Raw genomic sequence first — 16,300 nt, 5'->3', positions numbered from 1 at the left:
ATGTCTCGCCCTTTGAAACCCGGTAGCAGCCCGCCGCGACGGCCCGCCGCTATCCATGCCCCGCGTGCCACCACGCCCGTCACCGTCAATCCGGATGCGCCCCCGCGTGAAGGCGAACGCATCGCCAAGCTGCTGGCGCGCGCCGGGATCGCCAGCCGGCGAGAGGTGGAACGCCTGATCGGCGAAGGCCGCGTGCGGCTGAACGATGAAGTGGTGACCACGCCCGCCACCGTGCTGAAAAACCTGCGCGGGGTCAGCGTCGATGGCAAGATGGTGGCCGCCGCCGCCCCGGCGCGACTGTTCCGCTTTCACAAGCCCGAAGGTCTGATCACCGCCGAGCGCGATCCGGCCGGACGACCGACGATCTATAACGCGCTGGTCAACGCCCTGCCAAAGGGCACGCCGCGGATGATGCCGGTCGGGCGGCTAGACCTCAGCACCGAAGGCCTGCTGTTGCTGACCAACGATGGCGAATTGAAACGGGCGATGGAACTGCCGGCATCGGGCATCCCGCGCACCTATCGTGCGCGCACCTTTGGCGACATCAGCCAGTCGCGGCTGGAGGACCTGAGCGAAGGGATCGAGATCGAGGGCGTGCGCTATGGTTCGATCAACGCCAACATGGAACGCCGTACCGGGCGCAACCAGTGGGTGGAAATGACGCTGACCGAGGGCAAGAACCGCGAAGTGCGCCGCGTGCTGGAACACCTGGGGCTGCAAGTGTCGCGGCTGATCCGCACCGCCTATGGCCCATTTCCGCTGGGCGACCTGCCACGCGGGGCCGCGGTCGAAGTGCGCCAGAACGATGTCGAAACCTTCCGCAAAGCGCTGAAACTATGAGGATCATTGCCGGCGACTGGCGCGGCCGAAAGCTGATTGCGCCGGTCGGCGATACCACCCGGCCCACCGCCGATCGCACCCGCGAAACGCTGTTTTCGATGCTGGTCAGCCGGCTGGGCGATTTTTCCGGGCTGGCGGTGGGCGATCTGTTTGCCGGGTCGGGCGCGCTGGGGCTGGAGGCCCTGTCGCGCGGCGCGGGCAGCGCGCTGCTGGTGGAAAGCGACGCGAAAGCACTGGCCGCGATCCGCACCAATATCACCAGTCTGGATGCCGGTGCGCGCGCCACGGTGCGCGCAGGATCGGTGCTGGCGCTGGGGCCGGCGCGCAGCGCGTTTGATCTGGTGCTGATGGACCCGCCCTATCGCAGCGGCGCGGGCGTGGTGGCGATCGACAAGCTGACCCGGTTGGGCTGGATCGGCCCGGCAACCTGGATCAGCCTGGAAACCGCACTGGACGAAGCGATCGAGATCACCGGTTGCACGATCGATGTGGAACGCAAGGTGGGCAAGGCAAAAATCACGCTACTGCGTGTAACACCCTGATCACATGCGTTGTTTGGGGGCGAGCAGCACCCCTGTCAGCGTCACTGCGCCCGCCAGCGTCAGGAACAGCCCGACATAGGCAACCCCGCCCGCGAGCGCCAGCCAGCTGGCCACGAACGGTGCGCATGCCCCGCCCAGGATGCCGCCGCAATTGAACGCGATGGATATACCGGTATAGCGCACGCCGGTCGGATACAGCGTCGGCAGCCAGGCGCCCAGCGGGCCATAGGCCAGCCCCATCACCAGCAGCGCGCCCGCCAGCGTGGCCAGCACCAGCGGCACCGATCCCGATGCCAGCCCGCTGCCGAACACCAGCCCGACCACCATGGTCAGCGCGGCACCGATCGCCAGCACGCGCGCCGGGCTGGTCTGGTCGGCCCAATAGCCGGCCAGCACGATGCCCACGGCCAGCGCAAAATTGGCGACCAGTTGCACCGCCAGAAAACCCTGCATGGTATAGCCCAGGTGGCTGGTGGCGAATGACAGCGCAAATGTGGTGGAAAGGTAAAAGATCGCAAAGCAGGCGACCACCCCGGCGGTGCCCGCCACCACCGCCCCGGCATGATAGCGCAGCAATTGCCCGATCGGCACACGCGGCGGCGGCACATGCGCGATCGCGGCACGAAACACCGCGGTTTCCCCGATTTTCAGCCGCACCCACAGCCCGACCCCGACCAGCAGCGCGCTGGCCAGAAACGGCACGCGCCAGCCCCACGCGGCAAAAGCAGCAGGTGGCAGCGTCAGCGACAGGATCAGGAACAGCCCGTTGGCAAACAGGAAACCGACCGGCGCGCCCAGTTGCGGCGCGGCGCCAAACCGCGCCTGCCACCCGGGCGGCGCGTTTTCCACCGCCAGCAGGCTGGCCCCGCCCCATTCGCCGCCCAGGCCAAAACCCTGGCCAAACCGCAACAGGCACAACAGCGCCGGCGCGAGCGGCCCGGCCATGGCGTATGTCGGCAGAAAGGCGATGGCAAAGGTCGATGCGCCCATCAGCAGCAGCGATGCCACCAGCGTCGATTTGCGCCCGACCCGATCACCGAAATGCCCGAACGCCACCGCCCCGACCGGGCGTGCGACAAACGCCAGGCCAAACGTCATGAACGCCAGCAGCGTGCGCGCGGCGGGCGATTGCGCCGGGAAAAACAGCGGCCCGATCACCAGCGCGGCCGCGGTCGCGTAAATGTAGAAATCATAAAACTCGACCGCCGTGCCGACCAGGCTGGCGGCCAGGATGCGCGCGTGCTGACGCACCGGATGGATTTGCCGCGCGATCATGATCCCCCACTACCCTCTGCCGAAAACGCTATGGCGCCGGATTTGCGATCATCAGCGTTAAGTCATCCGTAAATTTGCGCAAGAGCGCGGTTGAAAGTTGCAACCCTGCAGCGGCTAAGCCGGACCCAACGCGCAAAAAACGCCAACGCATGCGCCATGGACAAGGCCCGTAACAATGATCGAATGGTTCAGGCAATATGCCCCGATCCGGGTGAAATTCCGGGTTTTGATGGTGGTGCACGGCGGATGGGCCGGGGTCGCGCTGGCCGCGACGCTCTGGGCCGGGCTGGGTGGCGGGGCGTTCTATCCCGGCCTGATCGCGGGCGCGGCTTTGCTGGGCGTGCTGGTGACGGTGGCGACCAGCGGCCAGCAAATCTGTGACCCCTATGTGGCGACGGTGGTGCGGATGGAGGCATTGGCGCGGGGTGATCTGGAAAGTCCGATCCGGTTTGCCGACCATACCGACTGTGTGGGACGCATGACCCAGGCGATGATGGTGTTTCGCGCCAATGCGCAGGCTGTCCACGCTGCCGCTCTGGACCAGGAACAGGTTGTCACCGCGCTGGCCAGCGCGCTGGCACGGCTGGCCGATGGCGACCTGACCACCGTGCTGGCTGAACCTTTGCCGGCCCGCGCCGAACCGTTGCGCGACCATTTCAGCAGCGCGATTGCCTCACTGGCGGATACGCTGACGGTCGTTTCGCATTCGTCGCAATCGATCGCCAATGCTTCGGGTGAAATCCGCTCCGCCTCGCACGATCTGGCCAACCGGACCGAGGCGCAGGCGACATCGATCCAGGATGCCAGCCGCGCCATGGGCAATGTATCCGGGCTGGTCGCGCGCAACGCTGCCAGCGTGACCGAGGTGAACCAGTCGATCGCCGCCGCGCATCGTGAGGCCACGAACGGCGGGCAAATTGTCGAAGACGCGGTTGCGGCGATGACCAAGATCCAGACTTCATCGCAGGAAATCAGCCAGATCATCAACGTGATCGACGCCATCGCGTTTCAGACCAACTTGCTGGCGCTCAACGCCGGGGTGGAGGCGGCGCGCGCCGGCGAATCGGGCCGGGGCTTTGCCGTGGTGGCCAACGAAGTGCGCGCGCTGGCGCAGCGCAGCGCCGATGCCGCGCGCGAAATCAAAAACCTGATCAACACCAGCGGGCAGCATGTTGGCCAGGGCGTGGAGCTGGTGGGCGCCACCGGCAAGGCGCTGGGCCAGATCGTGACGCGTGTTGGCGAAGTATCGGACCTGATCCAGAGCATCGCCCAGGCCGCGCAGGAACAAGTGGAAATGCTGGCAGGGGTATCGACCACGGTACAGCAGATGGACACCATGACGCAGCAGAACGCGGCAATGGTCGAACAGAGCAATGCCGCCGCGCAAAGCCTGGCCGACGAAGCCGGTCGTTTGGCCGGCAATGTCACGCGATTCCAACTGAACGACGGCCGCAGCCATCGCCCCGCACAACCGGCCAGTGCTGCACCCCAGCGGCCTACCAGAGCGCCAGCCATCAACCGCGGCAATCTGGCCATAAAATCGCTGCCGCAAGACGACTGGAGCGAGTTTTAACCGCGCTGACGGTTGCCTAGCCCGGCCAAGTTCCCTACTTGTTCCGGGTGACGACATCCCCCGCCCCCCCTGCCCGCACTGATTCCACCGCTGTGCCCGACTGGCTCGACCGGCTCAATCCGCCGCAGCGAGAGGCGGTGCTGACGACCGACGGCCCGGTGCTGATGCTGGCGGGCGCGGGCACTGGCAAGACCGCAGCGCTGACCGCACGGCTGGGCTGGCTGCTGCGCCAGCGGCTGGCCTGGCCCAGCGAAATCCTGTGCGTGACCTTTACCAACCGTGCCGCGCGCGAAATGCGTGAACGCGTGGGCGCGCTGATCGGCCCCGCGGTCGAGGGCATGCCGTGGCTGGGCACGTTTCATTCGATCGCGGCCAAGATGTTGCGCCGCCATGCCGAACTGGTGGGCCTGACAGCGACGTTCACGATCATCGACACCGATGACCAGTTGCGGGTGATCAAACAGCTGATCCAGGCCGACGGGCTGGACGACAAGCGCTGGACCGCCAAAGTGCTGGCCGGATTGATCGACCGCTGGAAAAATCGCGGGCTCAACCCCGCCGATCTCGATGCGATGGAGAATGAATCCTGGGCCAATGGCAAAGGCCAGCGGTTTTACCAGCTGTATCAGGACCGCCTGCGCGCCATCAACGCGTGCGACTTTGGCGATCTGCTGCTGCACATGCTCAACATTTTTCGCACCCACCGTGATGTGCTGGAATCGTGGCAGCAGCGCTTTCGCTATGTGATGGTCGACGAATACCAGGACACCAACGCGGTGCAGTATTTGTGGCTGCGGCTGATCGCGCAAGTCCGCCGCAACATATGCGTGGTGGGTGATGATGACCAGTCAATCTATTCCTGGCGCGGTGCAGAAGTCGCCAATATCCTGCGGTTTGAAAAGGATTTTCCTGGCGCGGCGGTGATCCGGCTGGAACAGAATTACCGTTCCACGCCGCACATTCTGGCCGCCGCATCGGGGCTGATTGCCGAAAATTCCGAACGGCTGGGCAAGACTTTGTGGACGCAGGCCGCTGGCGGTGACCAGGTGCGCGTGATCGGGGTGTGGGATGGCCCCGAAGAAGCGCGGCGCGTGGGTGAAGAAATTGAACGGCTGGAACGCGAAGGCTGCCCGCTGGACGCCATCGCCATCCTGGTGCGCGCGCAATTCCAGACCCGCGAATTTGAAGAACGGTTTCTGTCGATTGGCCTGGCCTATCGCATCGTTGGCGGTTTCCGCTTTTACGAACGTGCAGAGGTGCGCGACGCGCTGGCCTATCTGCGGCTGGTCGGATCACCGTCGGATGACCTGGCGTTTGAACGGATCTGGAACACGCCCAAACGTGGTTTGGGCGAAAAAACGCTGGAAAAACTGCACCGGTTTGCCCGCGCGCAGGGCGTGCCGCTGTTGCGCGCGGCGCATGACATGATCGATACCGATGAATTGCCCGCGCGGGCGCGCACCACGCTGGCGACGCTGGTGCGTGATTTTGCGCGCTGGCGTGACAGCGCGGCCACGCTGACCCCGGCGGAACTGGCGCGCACGGTGCTGGACGAATGCGGCTATACCGCCGCGTTGCAGAACGAACACAGTGCCGAGGCGAGCGGACGGCTGGAAAACCTGTCCGAACTGGTGCGCGCGATGGAAGAATACGCGACGCTGTCTGATTTTCTGGAACATGTCAGCCTGGTGATGGACAACGATGCCAATACCAGCGACGCCAAGGTCACACTGATGACCATGCACGCCGCCAAGGGCCTGGAATTCGACCAGGTGTTCCTGCCCGGGTGGGAAGAAGGCGTATTCCCGTCGCAACGATCGCTGGATGAAGGCGGGCTGGCCAGCCTGGAAGAGGAACGGCGGCTGGCCTATGTCGCGATCACCCGCGCGCGCAAACGCTGTACCATCCTGCACGCGGCCAACCGCCGCATCTATGGCCAGTGGACCAGTTCGATCCCGTCGCGGTTTGTCGGCGAATTGCCGGCCGACCATGTTGAGGAAGAAACCACGATGACCGGCGGCGCATCGCTGTGGCGCGCGCATTGGTCCGAACATGCCGATCCGTTTGCCGATGCAGTGCGCACCAACCCGTCAAAGGTGGCCAGCCGCGGCCCCGGCTGGCAGCGCGCCGCCGCCGCGCCGATCGATGTGACCCCGCGCCGCATTGCCGAACCGACGCGCAGCGCAGCCAGCTTTGCCGCGCGCCCGCGCACCGATCTGGGCCCCGGGCGGCGCGTGTTTCACGACAAGTTCGGCTATGGCGAAATTGCCGGGCAGGATGGCAACAAGCTGGAAATCGATTTTGACAGCGGCGGGCGCAAACGCGTGCTCGACAGTTTCGTCAGGCCGGCCTGACGCGCGCGAACGCGCTGCGCACGCGCATGAACTGCCGAACAAAACGTTGTCCCGCCCGGCGTTGCCAGGCGGGTCGCCACGACTGCGCTGCAGCGCGGCTTCGGCTTAGAGCTTGCCGGCCTGGGCTGCGGTTTCCTGCGCCGATACATAGTTGAAGGTGTTGACCAGCGAATTGCCCAGTGCACCCATCGCGGTGATCGCGGCGACCGAGATCAGCGCGCCCATCAGGCCATATTCAATGGCAGTCGCACCGGCAGTATCGCGGCCCAAGGCGCGGAAAAAGTTTTGGCAGCCCTTCATCATATCGTCCTCGTTCGTAACCCTGATAGTCCCCGAACGTGGATGTCGCATGAGAAACCGAAGATTTGATTAAACATTGGTCATGTTGCCAGGCCCAGCTTTCCCCAGTGTAATCTGGCCCCGCAACATTCGCTCCGCCCTGGTTACAGCTTACCCGACTGCGCGCTCACCATTTTGCCGCTGACCATCGTGAAGGTGTTGGACAGCGCATTGCCCAGCGACCCCATCGCTGTGATTGCCGCGACCGCGATCAGCGCCGCGATCAGCCCATATTCGATCGCGGTGGCGCCGGTTTCATCGCCGGCCAGCGCGCTCAGAAGCTGTTTCCCATTTCGCATCGTACGTTCCCCTGATCGATGTCCCGTTCGACCATGCTGGGGGATTCGCATAACATTACGAAAAGTTCATTAACGGTCAGCCAAGTTTGTCGGAATGTCGCCCGTCATGCAAAGCCCCCGCGCACCCCCAGGGGTAGGCGGGGGCCAAACCTGTGACGATTGCGCTGGTTCAGGCCGCTTCGGACAAGGCCGAAACCTGCAGGAAACCGGGGATCGGGCCGTTCCACACGCCCAGATCATCGGCAGATGCGGATGCTGCGGCGGCCCGCTGTGCGCGCGGCGCCGGTGCGGTGACGGCCTGGACCGGACCATCACGATCGGCCGTCGAGCGTTCGGGGGCAGCCGGCGTAACGCGCTTTTCCGCGGGCGCGCGGGATTCCGCCTTATGCGATTCGCGCTTTGGCTTCGCACCGGGTTCGGGGGCGGTTGCGGGCGCGGATTCTGGCGCTGATTCTGGCGCGGTTTCGGCGCGGGCGGTCTGGGCATCCTGCGGTTTGGCGCGGTCCCTGCTGCGCCGGCGTCCCCGCCGTTCACCCGCCGGCTGATCGCTGGCAGCCGCATCATCGCGAACCGGCCGCGCGCTGTCATCGACCGTGGCAGGTTGTGCACCACGCGCCGCGCTGCTGGGCAGGGTCATTTCGGGAATGGTCATCCCGGTCAGCTTTTCGACATTGCCGATCGCTTCCAGGTCTTCATCCGACACCAGCGTATAGGCGCGGCCGCTGGCCCCGCCGCGACCGGTACGGCCGATGCGGTGAATATAGTCATCGGGATGCCAGGGCGTGTCAAAATTGATCACATGGCTGACACCCTTGATGTCGAGCCCGCGCGCGGCCACGTCGGATGCGCACAGGATGGTGATCACCCCGTCCTTGAACCGCTGCAATTCGGCATTGCGCGCGGGTTGGTCCATGTCACCGTGGATTTCGCCCGCGGCAAACCCGGCGCGTTTCAGGGTGGTGGCCAGGTCGCGCACCGTGGTCTTGCGGTTGGCAAAGATGATGGCGTTGGTCACATCATCCGCCTGTAGAATTTCGCGCAAGGCATCGCGCTTGTTGCGGGCCGGCACGCGCAGTTTGTACTGCGCGATGTTGATGTTGGCGCTGGCAGGGCGCGCGACCTCGATATATTTGGGATTCGACAGGAACCGGTCGGCCAGTTTCTTGATCGGCGGCGGCATCGTTGCGGAAAACAGCAGCGTCTGACGCGTGGTCGGCAATTTGGCGCAGATCGTTTCGATATCGGGGATGAACCCCATGTCGAGCATGCGATCGGCTTCGTCGATCACCAGCAATTCACAACCTGTCAGCAGGATCTTGCCGCGTTCGAACAGGTCCATCAACCGGCCCGGGGTGGCGATCAGCACGTCCACGCCATCCGAAAGCGCCTTGACCTGGTCGCCCATCTGCACGCCGCCGATCAGCAGCGCCATCTTCAGATCGTGGTTCTTGCCGTATTTTTCAAAATTTTCCGCAACCTGCGCGGCCAATTCGCGAGTCGGTTCCAGGATCAGCGACCGCGGCATCAGCGCGCGTCGGCGGCCATGCGCCAGAATGTCAATCATCGGCAGCACGAACCCGGCGGTCTTGCCGGTACCGGTCTGGGCGATGCCGATGATGTCGCGCATCATCAGCACCGACGGGATCGCCTGCGCCTGAATGGGTGTCGGCTCATCATAGCCGGCATCAAGCACCGACTGGAGCAACTGGTCAGACAGGCCGAGATCGGCGAACTTCATAAGGAAACGGTTATCCTGTAACGAACGGATTGAAAATTTCGGGCGGACTGGCCGCCCCCTGGGGCAGTTGAGGATGTTCAGGTGCGGACGATCAGCCCCGTAGGGTGTGCAAAACCCGGCAGAACAAGCCCGCATCACCGATGCCCCGCGGATAGCAGGCGCGCCTGTGAAAAACCTGCCTGCGCTATGCCGAATATCCCGCGAAAGTCAACAAAAGCCGCATGCCAGTGGTAATCACGGGTACGGCCGGCGCAGGGGTGACGGGAAAGACCCGTCGGTCAGTTGCGGGGCACCAGTTCGTGCACCTCGGCAATCATGCAGGTCGCCCCGGCGCGCGAATGGATGGTGTCGCGCACCGCGCACAGCAACCCATCGGCAGTCGGGCTGACATAAAATCCCAGATAAAAATCGCGCGCGCTGCAATTGCGCGCCAGATCCGCGGCAATCATCCGGCGGTTGTGCATGAACAGTACCAGCCGGTTGTTGGCCAGCGGCCGCACCCCGGCAATCGCCGCGACCGGCACACAAGGGGGAATGCGCCGTTCGCGCATGCGTTCGGGCGGCGGTAGCGGGATGGGCGGTGGCAATTCGCGATCCGGCTCACCCGGGGTGATGCGAATGATCAGCTGTTGTTCAATCCGCACCTGGCGCCAATCCCGATCAGCCAGCCCGCGCGCCAGGTTCTGCGCGCTGCCGGCCGGACCGGCAAACCCGGGCACCAGCAGCCTGCCCGCGTCCACCGCCGCTGCCGGAAACCCGTCAAACGCCCCGGCCAGCGCCAGCAGCGCTGCGGCCACCATCCAGATGCGGCGATGGATCAACGCGCCAGCCCGGCCGGTGCAGGCCGCGCACCAGCCAGCAACCTGCCGCACCACGGCGCTGCACGCGATGCTGCTGCGCGGTTGCAGTGGCCTTGCCCGATCGTGTTTGTGTGACCCATCATGCTGACGCTTGTTACTATCCTCTGGCCATCGGTCGGTCGTTTGCCGGGCCACGGGATGGTGAATGCCCCGCGCCAATTGAATGACCGCTTAACCCAGCGCCAATTAAGAACCCTGCCGACAAAAGCCCAAGCAAAAATATATTGCCCGGCCATCGCCCCGGCGGTAGCCGTTTGCCGATGACCACACTTGTAACCGACACCGCCACCACCACCCCCGATGCAGCGCCTGCGGCGTTTATCGCCGCGGCGATGGACCTGCTCGGGCCACGCGGCTTTACCACCGATCCCGATGTGATCGGCCCGTGGCTGACCGACTGGCGTGGCCGCTATACCGGGCGCGCACTGGGTCTGGCAACGCCCGCCACCACTGCCGAAGTCGCCAGTGTGGTGCAACTGTGCGCGCGCCATGGCGTGCCGATCGTGCCGCAGGGGGGCAACAGCGGCATGTGCGGCGGCGCCACCCCCGATGACAGCGGCCATGCACTGCTGATCAACATGCGCCGGATGGATGCGATCCGCCGGATCGATGCGACCGGGCGCCAGGTGGAATGCGAAGCCGGCGTGATCCTGCAGACACTGCACGAGGCGGTTGAACGCCAGGGCTTGCGCTTTCCATTAACGCTGGGCGGCAAAGGATCGGCCACGGTCGGCGGGCTGATCTCCACCAATGCCGGCGGCACGCAAGTGCTGCGCCATGGCAGCATGCGCGCGCAAGTGCTGGGGCTGGAGGCGGTGCTCGCCGATGGATCGGTGTTCAACCAGCTGGTTCCGCTGAAAAAGGACAACCGCGGGTTTGATCTGAAACAGGTGTTCATCGGATCCGAAGGCACACTGGGGATTATCACCGCCGCCACGCTGGCGCTGGAACCGGCGGTTGCGGCGCGCGCAGTGCTGTGGGCCGGGGTGCCCACGGTACAGGCCGCGCGTGCGCTGCTGCTGCATGCGCAGGACCAGGCGGGGCCTGCGCTCGAAGGGTTTGAGGTGATCCCGGCCCATGCCTTGCACGCCGTGCTCGACTATCTTCCCACCGCACGCGCACCGTTGGAGGGCGACCATGCCTGGCACGTGCTGATCGAACTGGTGGCCGATGCCGCCGCGGCAGACGCCCTGCCCGCGCTGGCCGAAACGCTGCTGGTCAGCGCGTTTGAGGCGGGGCTGGTGGCCGACGCCACGATCGCCGCCAACGAGGCGCAGGCCGAAGCGTTCTGGTGGTTGCGCGATTCGGTCGCGCCGGCCGAACGCGCAAAGGGCGCGGCGATGCAACACGACATCAGCGTGCCGGTCGACCGCATGGCCGATTTCATCGATTATGCCGCGCCGCTGATGGAACGCGAATTTCCCGGCACCAGCGCAGTCGGATTTGGCCATCTGGGTGATGGCAACATCCATTTCCACATCCTGGCCCCGGCCGGCGTCGATGGCGAAGCATGGTCGGCCACCGCCGGCAAGGCGATCAGCCGCCGGGTGCACGATCTGGTAACCGAATGGGGCGGATCGATTTCGGCCGAACACGGGATTGGCCAGCTGAAACGTGATGAACTGGACCGGCTGGGCGACCCGGCCGCGATGCACATGCTGCGCGCGGTTAAAGCGGCGCTTGACCCGCGCGGCCTGCTTAATCCGGGGAAACTGGTGTAATACCAGTCGTCATTTGCTTTGACTCGTCATTCCCGACGGGATCGGGAATCCAGCAAACATTGAATGCGTTAGCATTCCAGCCGTTTGGCAGATTCCCATGCGGCAAAGACGCTGCCGCGTCTGATGTTTGCTGGATTCCCGATCCCGTCGGGAATGACGAATTCTATTGACGGCGGGGTCACCTCAATACGTCATCGCGTTGGACGGTTCGCATAGGAACGCGTGACACCCGCCTGCATCGCACACAAATCTATTTTGCGGCAATGTGACAGGGGTGTTGCAGGTGGCCTTGCGCGCCTATCGCGCCTATCCTAAACGGCGCTCGTTCGCTGGGGGGCGCGGGTGCCCGGATCAGCATCAGACCCAGCTTTGCCACTGCAAGTGCACAGCGATTGACGGAGAGTGACCGATGGCCAGCGCGCCTGCCAACCTGCCCCTGTTTTACAACGATCTGGTCCCGCTGAACACGCGCGACCACGCCACCTGGCGCGCGCGCAACGTGGACAAGGCCGCCTGGCTGGTCAACCAGCATGCCGTGCCGCTGACGGTCGAAGAATTTCCGCAGGCTGGCCGCCATTTCCCGATCGTATTCGCCAGCGGCGAAAACACCGTGCCGCTGGCGCTGATGGGGCTGAACGAAGGCGTGAACGTGTTTGTCGAAGACGATGGCACGGTTATCAACAACGTCTATCTGCCCGCCTATGGCCGCCGTTATCCGTTCATGCTGGCCAAGCTGCAGCCGACTTCGGAAGAATTGTCGCTGTGTTTTGACCCGACATCGGGCCTGATCGGCGATTTTGCCGATGGCAACCCGCTGTTCGACGGTGAAGCGCCCTCCGCCGCCACACAGGCCGCGCTGAATTTCTGCGAACAGTTCGAACAGGCTGGCCAGCGCACGCAGGCCTTTATCGAAGAGCTGAAAAAGCACGAATTGCTGATGGAAGGCGAAGTGTCGATCCAGGGCGCGGAAGGCACGCCCCCGTTCGTTTATCGCGGGTTCCAAATGGTCGATCAGGAAAAGCTGCGCAATATGCGCGGCGATATCCTGCGCGGCTGGGCGCAAAGCGGCCTGCTGCCGCTGCTGTATGCCCATATCTTTTCGCTGGAACTGATCAGCAGCGTGTTTGCGCTGCAGGCGGCGCAGGGCAAAGGCCCGCAGGCACCCACGCCGCCGCTGCCGACGTTCTGATTTCAGACCGACATACCGATTGATGGGGGCCGCCGGGGTGACCGGCGGCCCCTTTTCTGTTGGATCGCGGCCCGGGCGCCCATAGCGGGTGCAGGCATTTTTTCGCGCAGGCCGACGAACCCAATCGCCGCCACAAGCATTGAACAGGCATGCCTCGCACCGAAAGAGCCGCCATGATCCTGTTAAAGACGCCCCTGCTGACAATCAGCGTCGCCGCTGCGGCTGCCTATGGGCTGTATCGCTGTGTCACGTTCCGACGCGGGGCAGATGCCGCACCGCCGCCATCCGCGTTTGCAACCGGCGAATCGACCCCCGGCGCGGTGAACGTCCGCAATGCCGGGCCGGACGCCATGGCGGGTGACCAGCCGCATTGGGACAAGGTGGATCAGGCCAGCGATGAAAGCTATCCCGCGAGCGATCCGCCAGGGTCGAACCGCTTTACCTGACACGACATCACCTGCCACGGCGTCCGGGGCGGGCGGCATGCGTTCACGTCCGTGAACTTTGACATGATGTCACGCGACCCAACGCGACAAACCTTGCCCCCGGATGAACACCACGTTTCGCGCCGTTCATGCAAAAAATCTTGCGCTATGGCATGTGCTTGCGTATATTTGCTGTGTTGTGCCGGTGCTCCCCTCATGGCCCGGTGCGACTGGTGCGTTTTCGGACGCACCTCCTCCCTGAACCTTGGCCACCTGGAGCTTCGCTCCAGGTGGTTTTTTTAGGTGCTACGGCGCTATTCGGCCGCGGTGCGCCAGCGCAGGCGGTCACGGCCAAGGTCGGCGACATGGCCGGCCATTTGCCGCACCATCGCCACCAGCAACGCCACCACCGCATCGAACCCCGGCCCGGGATTGGCCAGCCCCGCGTCAAGATAGGCGGTGCGATCGATCTCGATCTGCACCGCATGGATGCCGTCGCTGCGGCGAGCGTGGTGATCCAGCACGAAACCGCCAGCATAGGGCCGGTTGTGCGCAAACGGGCAGCGCGCGGCGGACAGGTGCGCGAACATCGCCGCGATCAGTTCACCATCGCACGCTGTGCCAAACCGGTCGCCAATCACCATTTGCGGCGGTGGCCCGCCATTGCCTGGCAAGGGCGGCATCGAATGCAGATCGATCAGCAGCGCGGCGCCCCATTGCGCCTGCACCGCGGCCAGCATCTGGCCCAGCGTGGCATGATAGGGCTGATGAATGCCGCTGATGCGTTGCCGCAGGTCATCATACCGCAACCGCCCGCGCCACAGTTCGCCCACCCCAGGCAACCGGCGCGGCACCAGCCCCAGCCCGTTGCGCGCGCGGTGCACCGAATGGCTGGTGGACAGCAGCGTGCCATGGCGCGTGGTGGACCGGTGCAAATCATGCCGCTGATCGGGACGGGGCCCATCGGCGACCATGTCCCAATCGATATCCTCACCCGCGCGGTTCAGGTCGATCATCGCGCGCGGCGCCTCTGCCACCAGAAACGGTGCACCGGTTTCGTGTGCGACCGCGTCGGTCAACCGGTCGATCAGGCGGTCTTCCAGCCGCAGCAACACATGTTCGGGTGCGCGCAACGCCGCCAGCACATCACCGGGATAGCTGCGCCCACCATGTGGCGCGGCCAGCACCACCGGCATCGCCGCGGCGTCGGCCATCCGCCCGCGAAACGCCGGCGCACCGGGCAGCCCGGGAATGTGGCCGCCACGCAGGGCAGCCGTGGTTGAACCCACGCCTCCCGGCGCGAATCGCCCTTGCGAATCGTTGGCAAAATCGCGTGTCACTGACATGAAACACAGGCTGCAACCGAACGGCGATTGTGTCAAAGCTGCGACGTATGGCCAATCGTGCCGCACGACCAATTATCCGGAGCGATTCGTCGGCACAATTTTAACCGGGCCGTTCTATAACCACAGGAATCGCGACGCAGGTGTCGGCCAAATCCCCCGCCGGCACCCCCGGGACCGTCGCAAACAAAGAAGGTGACCATGATCCGCATCCTGCTGGCCGAAGACGACGAAGCCATGCGCACCTATCTGGCGCGCGCGCTGGAAAACGCCGGGTTTGATGTGGTGGCGGTCGATCGCGGCACCGCGGCAGTGCCGCTGCTGACCCACCAGCGGTTTGATCTGTTGCTGTCGGACATTGTCATGCCCGAAATGGATGGCATCGAACTGGCGCAATGCTGTGCCGATCTCAGCCCGGCGACCAAGGTGATGTTCATCACCGGGTTTGCCGCCGTCACACTGAAGGCCAACCGTGAGGCACCGCAGGCGCGCGTGCTGTCAAAACCGTTTCACCTGAAGGACCTGGTGATGGAGGTGGAACGCCTGTTCATCGATCACCCGCTGGCCGGCAGCGGGAACCCGCTGTCGTAACCGGACGCCGGCAGCGGGAACCCGCTGGCGTAACGGGACAACGGTCCATCCCGCTGGCCAATATCCCCTTGCAAGGCCGATAAAGCGTGGCTAAAGCGCCGGTCCCGGATGCCGCAAGGCAACCGCAATTCTGCCGATGGTGTCGGGCGTATAGCTCAGTGGTAGAGCACTATGTTGACATCGTAGGGGTCGCAAGTTCAATCCTTGCTACGCCCACCATCGCACGAAAAAACCCCGCCAAGCCAAGCGCTTAGGCGGGTTTTTTCATGGCCGGCACTGGCCCGGCCCCTTGTGGAAAGGGCCGGGCCGGGTGCGTCCCGCGGTTATTTCCCCTGCCAGTTGGGCTTGCGCTTTTCGGCAAAGGCCGATGCACCTTCGCGCGCATCGGCAGAACTGAACACCGGCTGGATATGCGCAGACTGCTTGTCCCACATGTCGGCCTCGGTCCAATCGTGCGATTCGCGGACGATCGCCTTTGACGCAATCAGCGCCAGCGGGCCGTTTTCCGCCACGCGTGCGGCCAGCGCCTTGGCCGCATCCAGCGACGGGCCTTCGCTGATCTGGTTGATGAAACCCAGTTCATAGGCACGCTGGGCGGTGATGAAATCGCCGGTCAGCGCCAGTTCCATCGCCACGCGCGGGGGAATCTGGCGGGGCAGTTTGATCAGCCCGCCGGCCGCCGCCGCCAGGCCCCGCTTGGCCTCGGGAATGCCGAATTTGGCCGACGCGCTGGCCACGATCAGGTCGCACGACAGCGCCAGTTCCATCCCGCCGGCCAGTGCATAGCCATCAACCGCGGCGATGATCGGTTTTTTCGGCGTCCATTGCGCCAGCCCGCCAAACCCGCGCCCGGGCACATGCGGCGATTCACCGCGCAGGAAACCTTTCAGATCCATGCCCGAACAAAACGTGCCGCCGGCACCGGTCAGGATCGCGCAGCGCAGATCGACGTCCGCATCCAGCCGGTCCATCGCCGCCGCGATGCCTTCGGCTGCGGCCTTGTTCATGGCATTCTTGGCCTCTGGGCGGTTGATCGTGACGATCAGGACATTGCCCTCCACATGCGTCAGAACTTCGGCGGTCTGGGTATCGCTCATCGCATCCTCCATAGAGTGTTAATCGCTTGATTAAGGTTTAGGCGGCAAACCCCACCGCTGTCCAGTGCCAAACCCGGCCGCACCCTTATCGAAAACCCGGTGCAAACCATCACG

General features: G+C 64.5%; 15 protein-coding genes and 1 tRNA gene. 9 read left to right on the top strand and 7 right to left on the bottom strand.

From position 1 onward, the window contains the following. Window positions 1–840, top strand: a complete 840-nt coding sequence (locus ABWP89_RS14160; RefSeq protein ID WP_353230072.1) for a pseudouridine synthase — start codon at window positions 1–3, stop codon at window positions 838–840. After that, window positions 837–1,382, top strand: a complete 546-nt coding sequence (gene rsmD, locus ABWP89_RS14155) for a 16S rRNA (guanine(966)-N(2))-methyltransferase RsmD (RefSeq protein WP_353230071.1) — start codon at window positions 837–839, stop codon at window positions 1,380–1,382. Before ABWP89_RS14160 ends, rsmD begins: the two co-directional genes overlap by 4 nt. Here rsmD and ABWP89_RS14150 read toward each other — a convergent pair whose 3' ends face one another. Then, window positions 1,383–2,657: an MFS transporter gene (locus ABWP89_RS14150; protein ID WP_353230070.1), complete on the bottom strand. Its 1,275-nt coding sequence runs from the start codon at window positions 2,655–2,657 to the stop codon at window positions 1,383–1,385. A 175-nt stretch (window positions 2,658–2,832) separates the two neighbouring features. On the opposite strand from ABWP89_RS14150, the gene ABWP89_RS14145 reads away from it, so the two are divergent. After that, window positions 2,833–4,230 carry a methyl-accepting chemotaxis protein gene (locus ABWP89_RS14145; RefSeq protein ID WP_353230068.1) on the top strand — a complete coding sequence of 466 codons (1,398 nt, stop codon included), beginning with the start codon at window positions 2,833–2,835 and terminating at the stop codon, window positions 4,228–4,230. A gap of 92 nt (window positions 4,231–4,322) precedes the next feature. Continuing rightward, window positions 4,323–6,584: an ATP-dependent helicase gene (locus tag ABWP89_RS14140; protein WP_353230067.1), complete on the top strand. Its 2,262-nt coding sequence runs from the start codon at window positions 4,323–4,325 to the stop codon at window positions 6,582–6,584. A gap of 105 nt (window positions 6,585–6,689) precedes the next feature. On the opposite strand, the gene ABWP89_RS14135 is transcribed toward ABWP89_RS14140, so the two are convergent. The 4 genes from ABWP89_RS14135 to ABWP89_RS14120 all read right to left on the bottom strand — a co-directional run bounded on the left by ABWP89_RS14135 (window position 6,690) and on the right by ABWP89_RS14120 (window position 9,832). Then, window positions 6,690–6,884 (bottom strand): Flp family type IVb pilin, encoded by a 195-nt coding sequence (locus ABWP89_RS14135; RefSeq protein WP_353230066.1) that lies wholly within the window; start codon window positions 6,882–6,884, stop codon window positions 6,690–6,692. A gap of 143 nt (window positions 6,885–7,027) precedes the next feature. Further along, window positions 7,028–7,222 (bottom strand): Flp family type IVb pilin, encoded by a 195-nt coding sequence (locus ABWP89_RS14130; RefSeq protein ID WP_353230065.1) that lies wholly within the window; start codon window positions 7,220–7,222, stop codon window positions 7,028–7,030. A gap of 169 nt (window positions 7,223–7,391) precedes the next feature. Continuing rightward, window positions 7,392–8,960 carry a DEAD/DEAH box helicase gene (locus ABWP89_RS14125; RefSeq protein WP_353230064.1) on the bottom strand — a complete coding sequence of 523 codons (1,569 nt, stop codon included), beginning with the start codon at window positions 8,958–8,960 and terminating at the stop codon, window positions 7,392–7,394. A 278-nt stretch (window positions 8,961–9,238) separates the two neighbouring features. After that, the gene (locus ABWP89_RS14120; protein ID WP_353230063.1) at window positions 9,239–9,832 is read right to left on the bottom strand and encodes a hypothetical protein; all 594 of its coding nucleotides are present in this window, start codon (window positions 9,830–9,832) and stop codon (window positions 9,239–9,241) included. 248 nt (window positions 9,833–10,080) lie between these two features. Between ABWP89_RS14120 and ABWP89_RS14115 the strand changes: the two genes are divergently transcribed. The 3 genes from ABWP89_RS14115 (at window position 10,081) to ABWP89_RS14105 (ending at window position 13,176) form a co-directional block, all read left to right on the top strand. Further along, window positions 10,081–11,541 (top strand): FAD-binding oxidoreductase, encoded by a 1,461-nt coding sequence (locus tag ABWP89_RS14115; RefSeq protein ID WP_353230062.1) that lies wholly within the window; start codon window positions 10,081–10,083, stop codon window positions 11,539–11,541. Between the two features lie 409 nt (window positions 11,542–11,950). After that, window positions 11,951–12,730 carry a SapC family protein gene (locus ABWP89_RS14110; RefSeq protein ID WP_353230061.1) on the top strand — a complete coding sequence of 260 codons (780 nt, stop codon included), beginning with the start codon at window positions 11,951–11,953 and terminating at the stop codon, window positions 12,728–12,730. A gap of 173 nt (window positions 12,731–12,903) precedes the next feature. Beyond that, a complete protein-coding gene (locus ABWP89_RS14105; RefSeq protein WP_353230060.1) occupies window positions 12,904–13,176 on the top strand; it encodes a hypothetical protein in 273 nt (90 codons plus the stop codon). 293 nt (window positions 13,177–13,469) lie between these two features. On the opposite strand, the gene ABWP89_RS14100 is transcribed toward ABWP89_RS14105, so the two are convergent. Then, window positions 13,470–14,501 (bottom strand): N-formylglutamate amidohydrolase, encoded by a 1,032-nt coding sequence (locus ABWP89_RS14100; protein ID WP_353230059.1) that lies wholly within the window; start codon window positions 14,499–14,501, stop codon window positions 13,470–13,472. A 198-nt stretch (window positions 14,502–14,699) separates the two neighbouring features. Between ABWP89_RS14100 and cpdR the strand changes: the two genes are divergently transcribed. Together cpdR and ABWP89_RS14090 are read left to right on the top strand one after the other, a co-directional pair. Continuing rightward, the gene (gene cpdR, locus ABWP89_RS14095; RefSeq protein ID WP_353230057.1) at window positions 14,700–15,089 is read left to right on the top strand and encodes a cell cycle two-component system response regulator CpdR; all 390 of its coding nucleotides are present in this window, start codon (window positions 14,700–14,702) and stop codon (window positions 15,087–15,089) included. A gap of 144 nt (window positions 15,090–15,233) precedes the next feature. After that, a tRNA-Val gene (locus tag ABWP89_RS14090) sits at window positions 15,234–15,308 on the top strand. Window positions 15,309–15,412: 104 nt separating this feature from the next. On the opposite strand, the gene ABWP89_RS14085 is transcribed toward ABWP89_RS14090, so the two are convergent. Then, a complete protein-coding gene (locus ABWP89_RS14085) occupies window positions 15,413–16,186 on the bottom strand; it encodes a crotonase/enoyl-CoA hydratase family protein (protein ID WP_353230056.1) in 774 nt (257 codons plus the stop codon). Window positions 16,187–16,300: the final 114 nt, after the last annotated feature.

The sequence above is a fragment of the Novosphingobium sp. genome (genome assembly GCF_040398825.1).
Taxonomy (GTDB): domain Bacteria; phylum Pseudomonadota; class Alphaproteobacteria; order Sphingomonadales; family Sphingomonadaceae; genus Novosphingobium.
Note: the sequence above shows the minus strand (reverse complement) of the source record. Positions and strands in the feature narration are given on the sequence as shown.

Coding starts and splice junctions, on each gene's coding strand:
- ABWP89_RS14115 (WP_353230062.1), top strand. CDS start 10,081: ATGACCACACTTGTAACCGACACCGCCACCACCACCCCCGATGCAGCG.
- ABWP89_RS14125 (WP_353230064.1), bottom strand. CDS start 8,960: ATGAAGTTCGCCGATCTCGGCCTGTCTGACCAGTTGCTCCAGTCGGTG.
- ABWP89_RS14150 (WP_353230070.1), bottom strand. CDS start 2,657: ATGATCGCGCGGCAAATCCATCCGGTGCGTCAGCACGCGCGCATCCTG.
- ABWP89_RS14105 (WP_353230060.1), top strand. CDS start 12,904: ATGATCCTGTTAAAGACGCCCCTGCTGACAATCAGCGTCGCCGCTGCG.
- ABWP89_RS14085 (WP_353230056.1), bottom strand. CDS start 16,186: ATGAGCGATACCCAGACCGCCGAAGTTCTGACGCATGTGGAGGGCAAT.
- ABWP89_RS14135 (WP_353230066.1), bottom strand. CDS start 6,884: ATGAAGGGCTGCCAAAACTTTTTCCGCGCCTTGGGCCGCGATACTGCC.
- ABWP89_RS14100 (WP_353230059.1), bottom strand. CDS start 14,501: ATGTCAGTGACACGCGATTTTGCCAACGATTCGCAAGGGCGATTCGCG.
- cpdR (WP_353230057.1), top strand. CDS start 14,700: ATGATCCGCATCCTGCTGGCCGAAGACGACGAAGCCATGCGCACCTAT.
- rsmD (WP_353230071.1), top strand. CDS start 837: ATGAGGATCATTGCCGGCGACTGGCGCGGCCGAAAGCTGATTGCGCCG.
- ABWP89_RS14145 (WP_353230068.1), top strand. CDS start 2,833: ATGATCGAATGGTTCAGGCAATATGCCCCGATCCGGGTGAAATTCCGG.
- ABWP89_RS14110 (WP_353230061.1), top strand. CDS start 11,951: ATGGCCAGCGCGCCTGCCAACCTGCCCCTGTTTTACAACGATCTGGTC.
- ABWP89_RS14130 (WP_353230065.1), bottom strand. CDS start 7,222: ATGCGAAATGGGAAACAGCTTCTGAGCGCGCTGGCCGGCGATGAAACC.
- ABWP89_RS14160 (WP_353230072.1), top strand. CDS start 1: ATGTCTCGCCCTTTGAAACCCGGTAGCAGCCCGCCGCGACGGCCCGCC.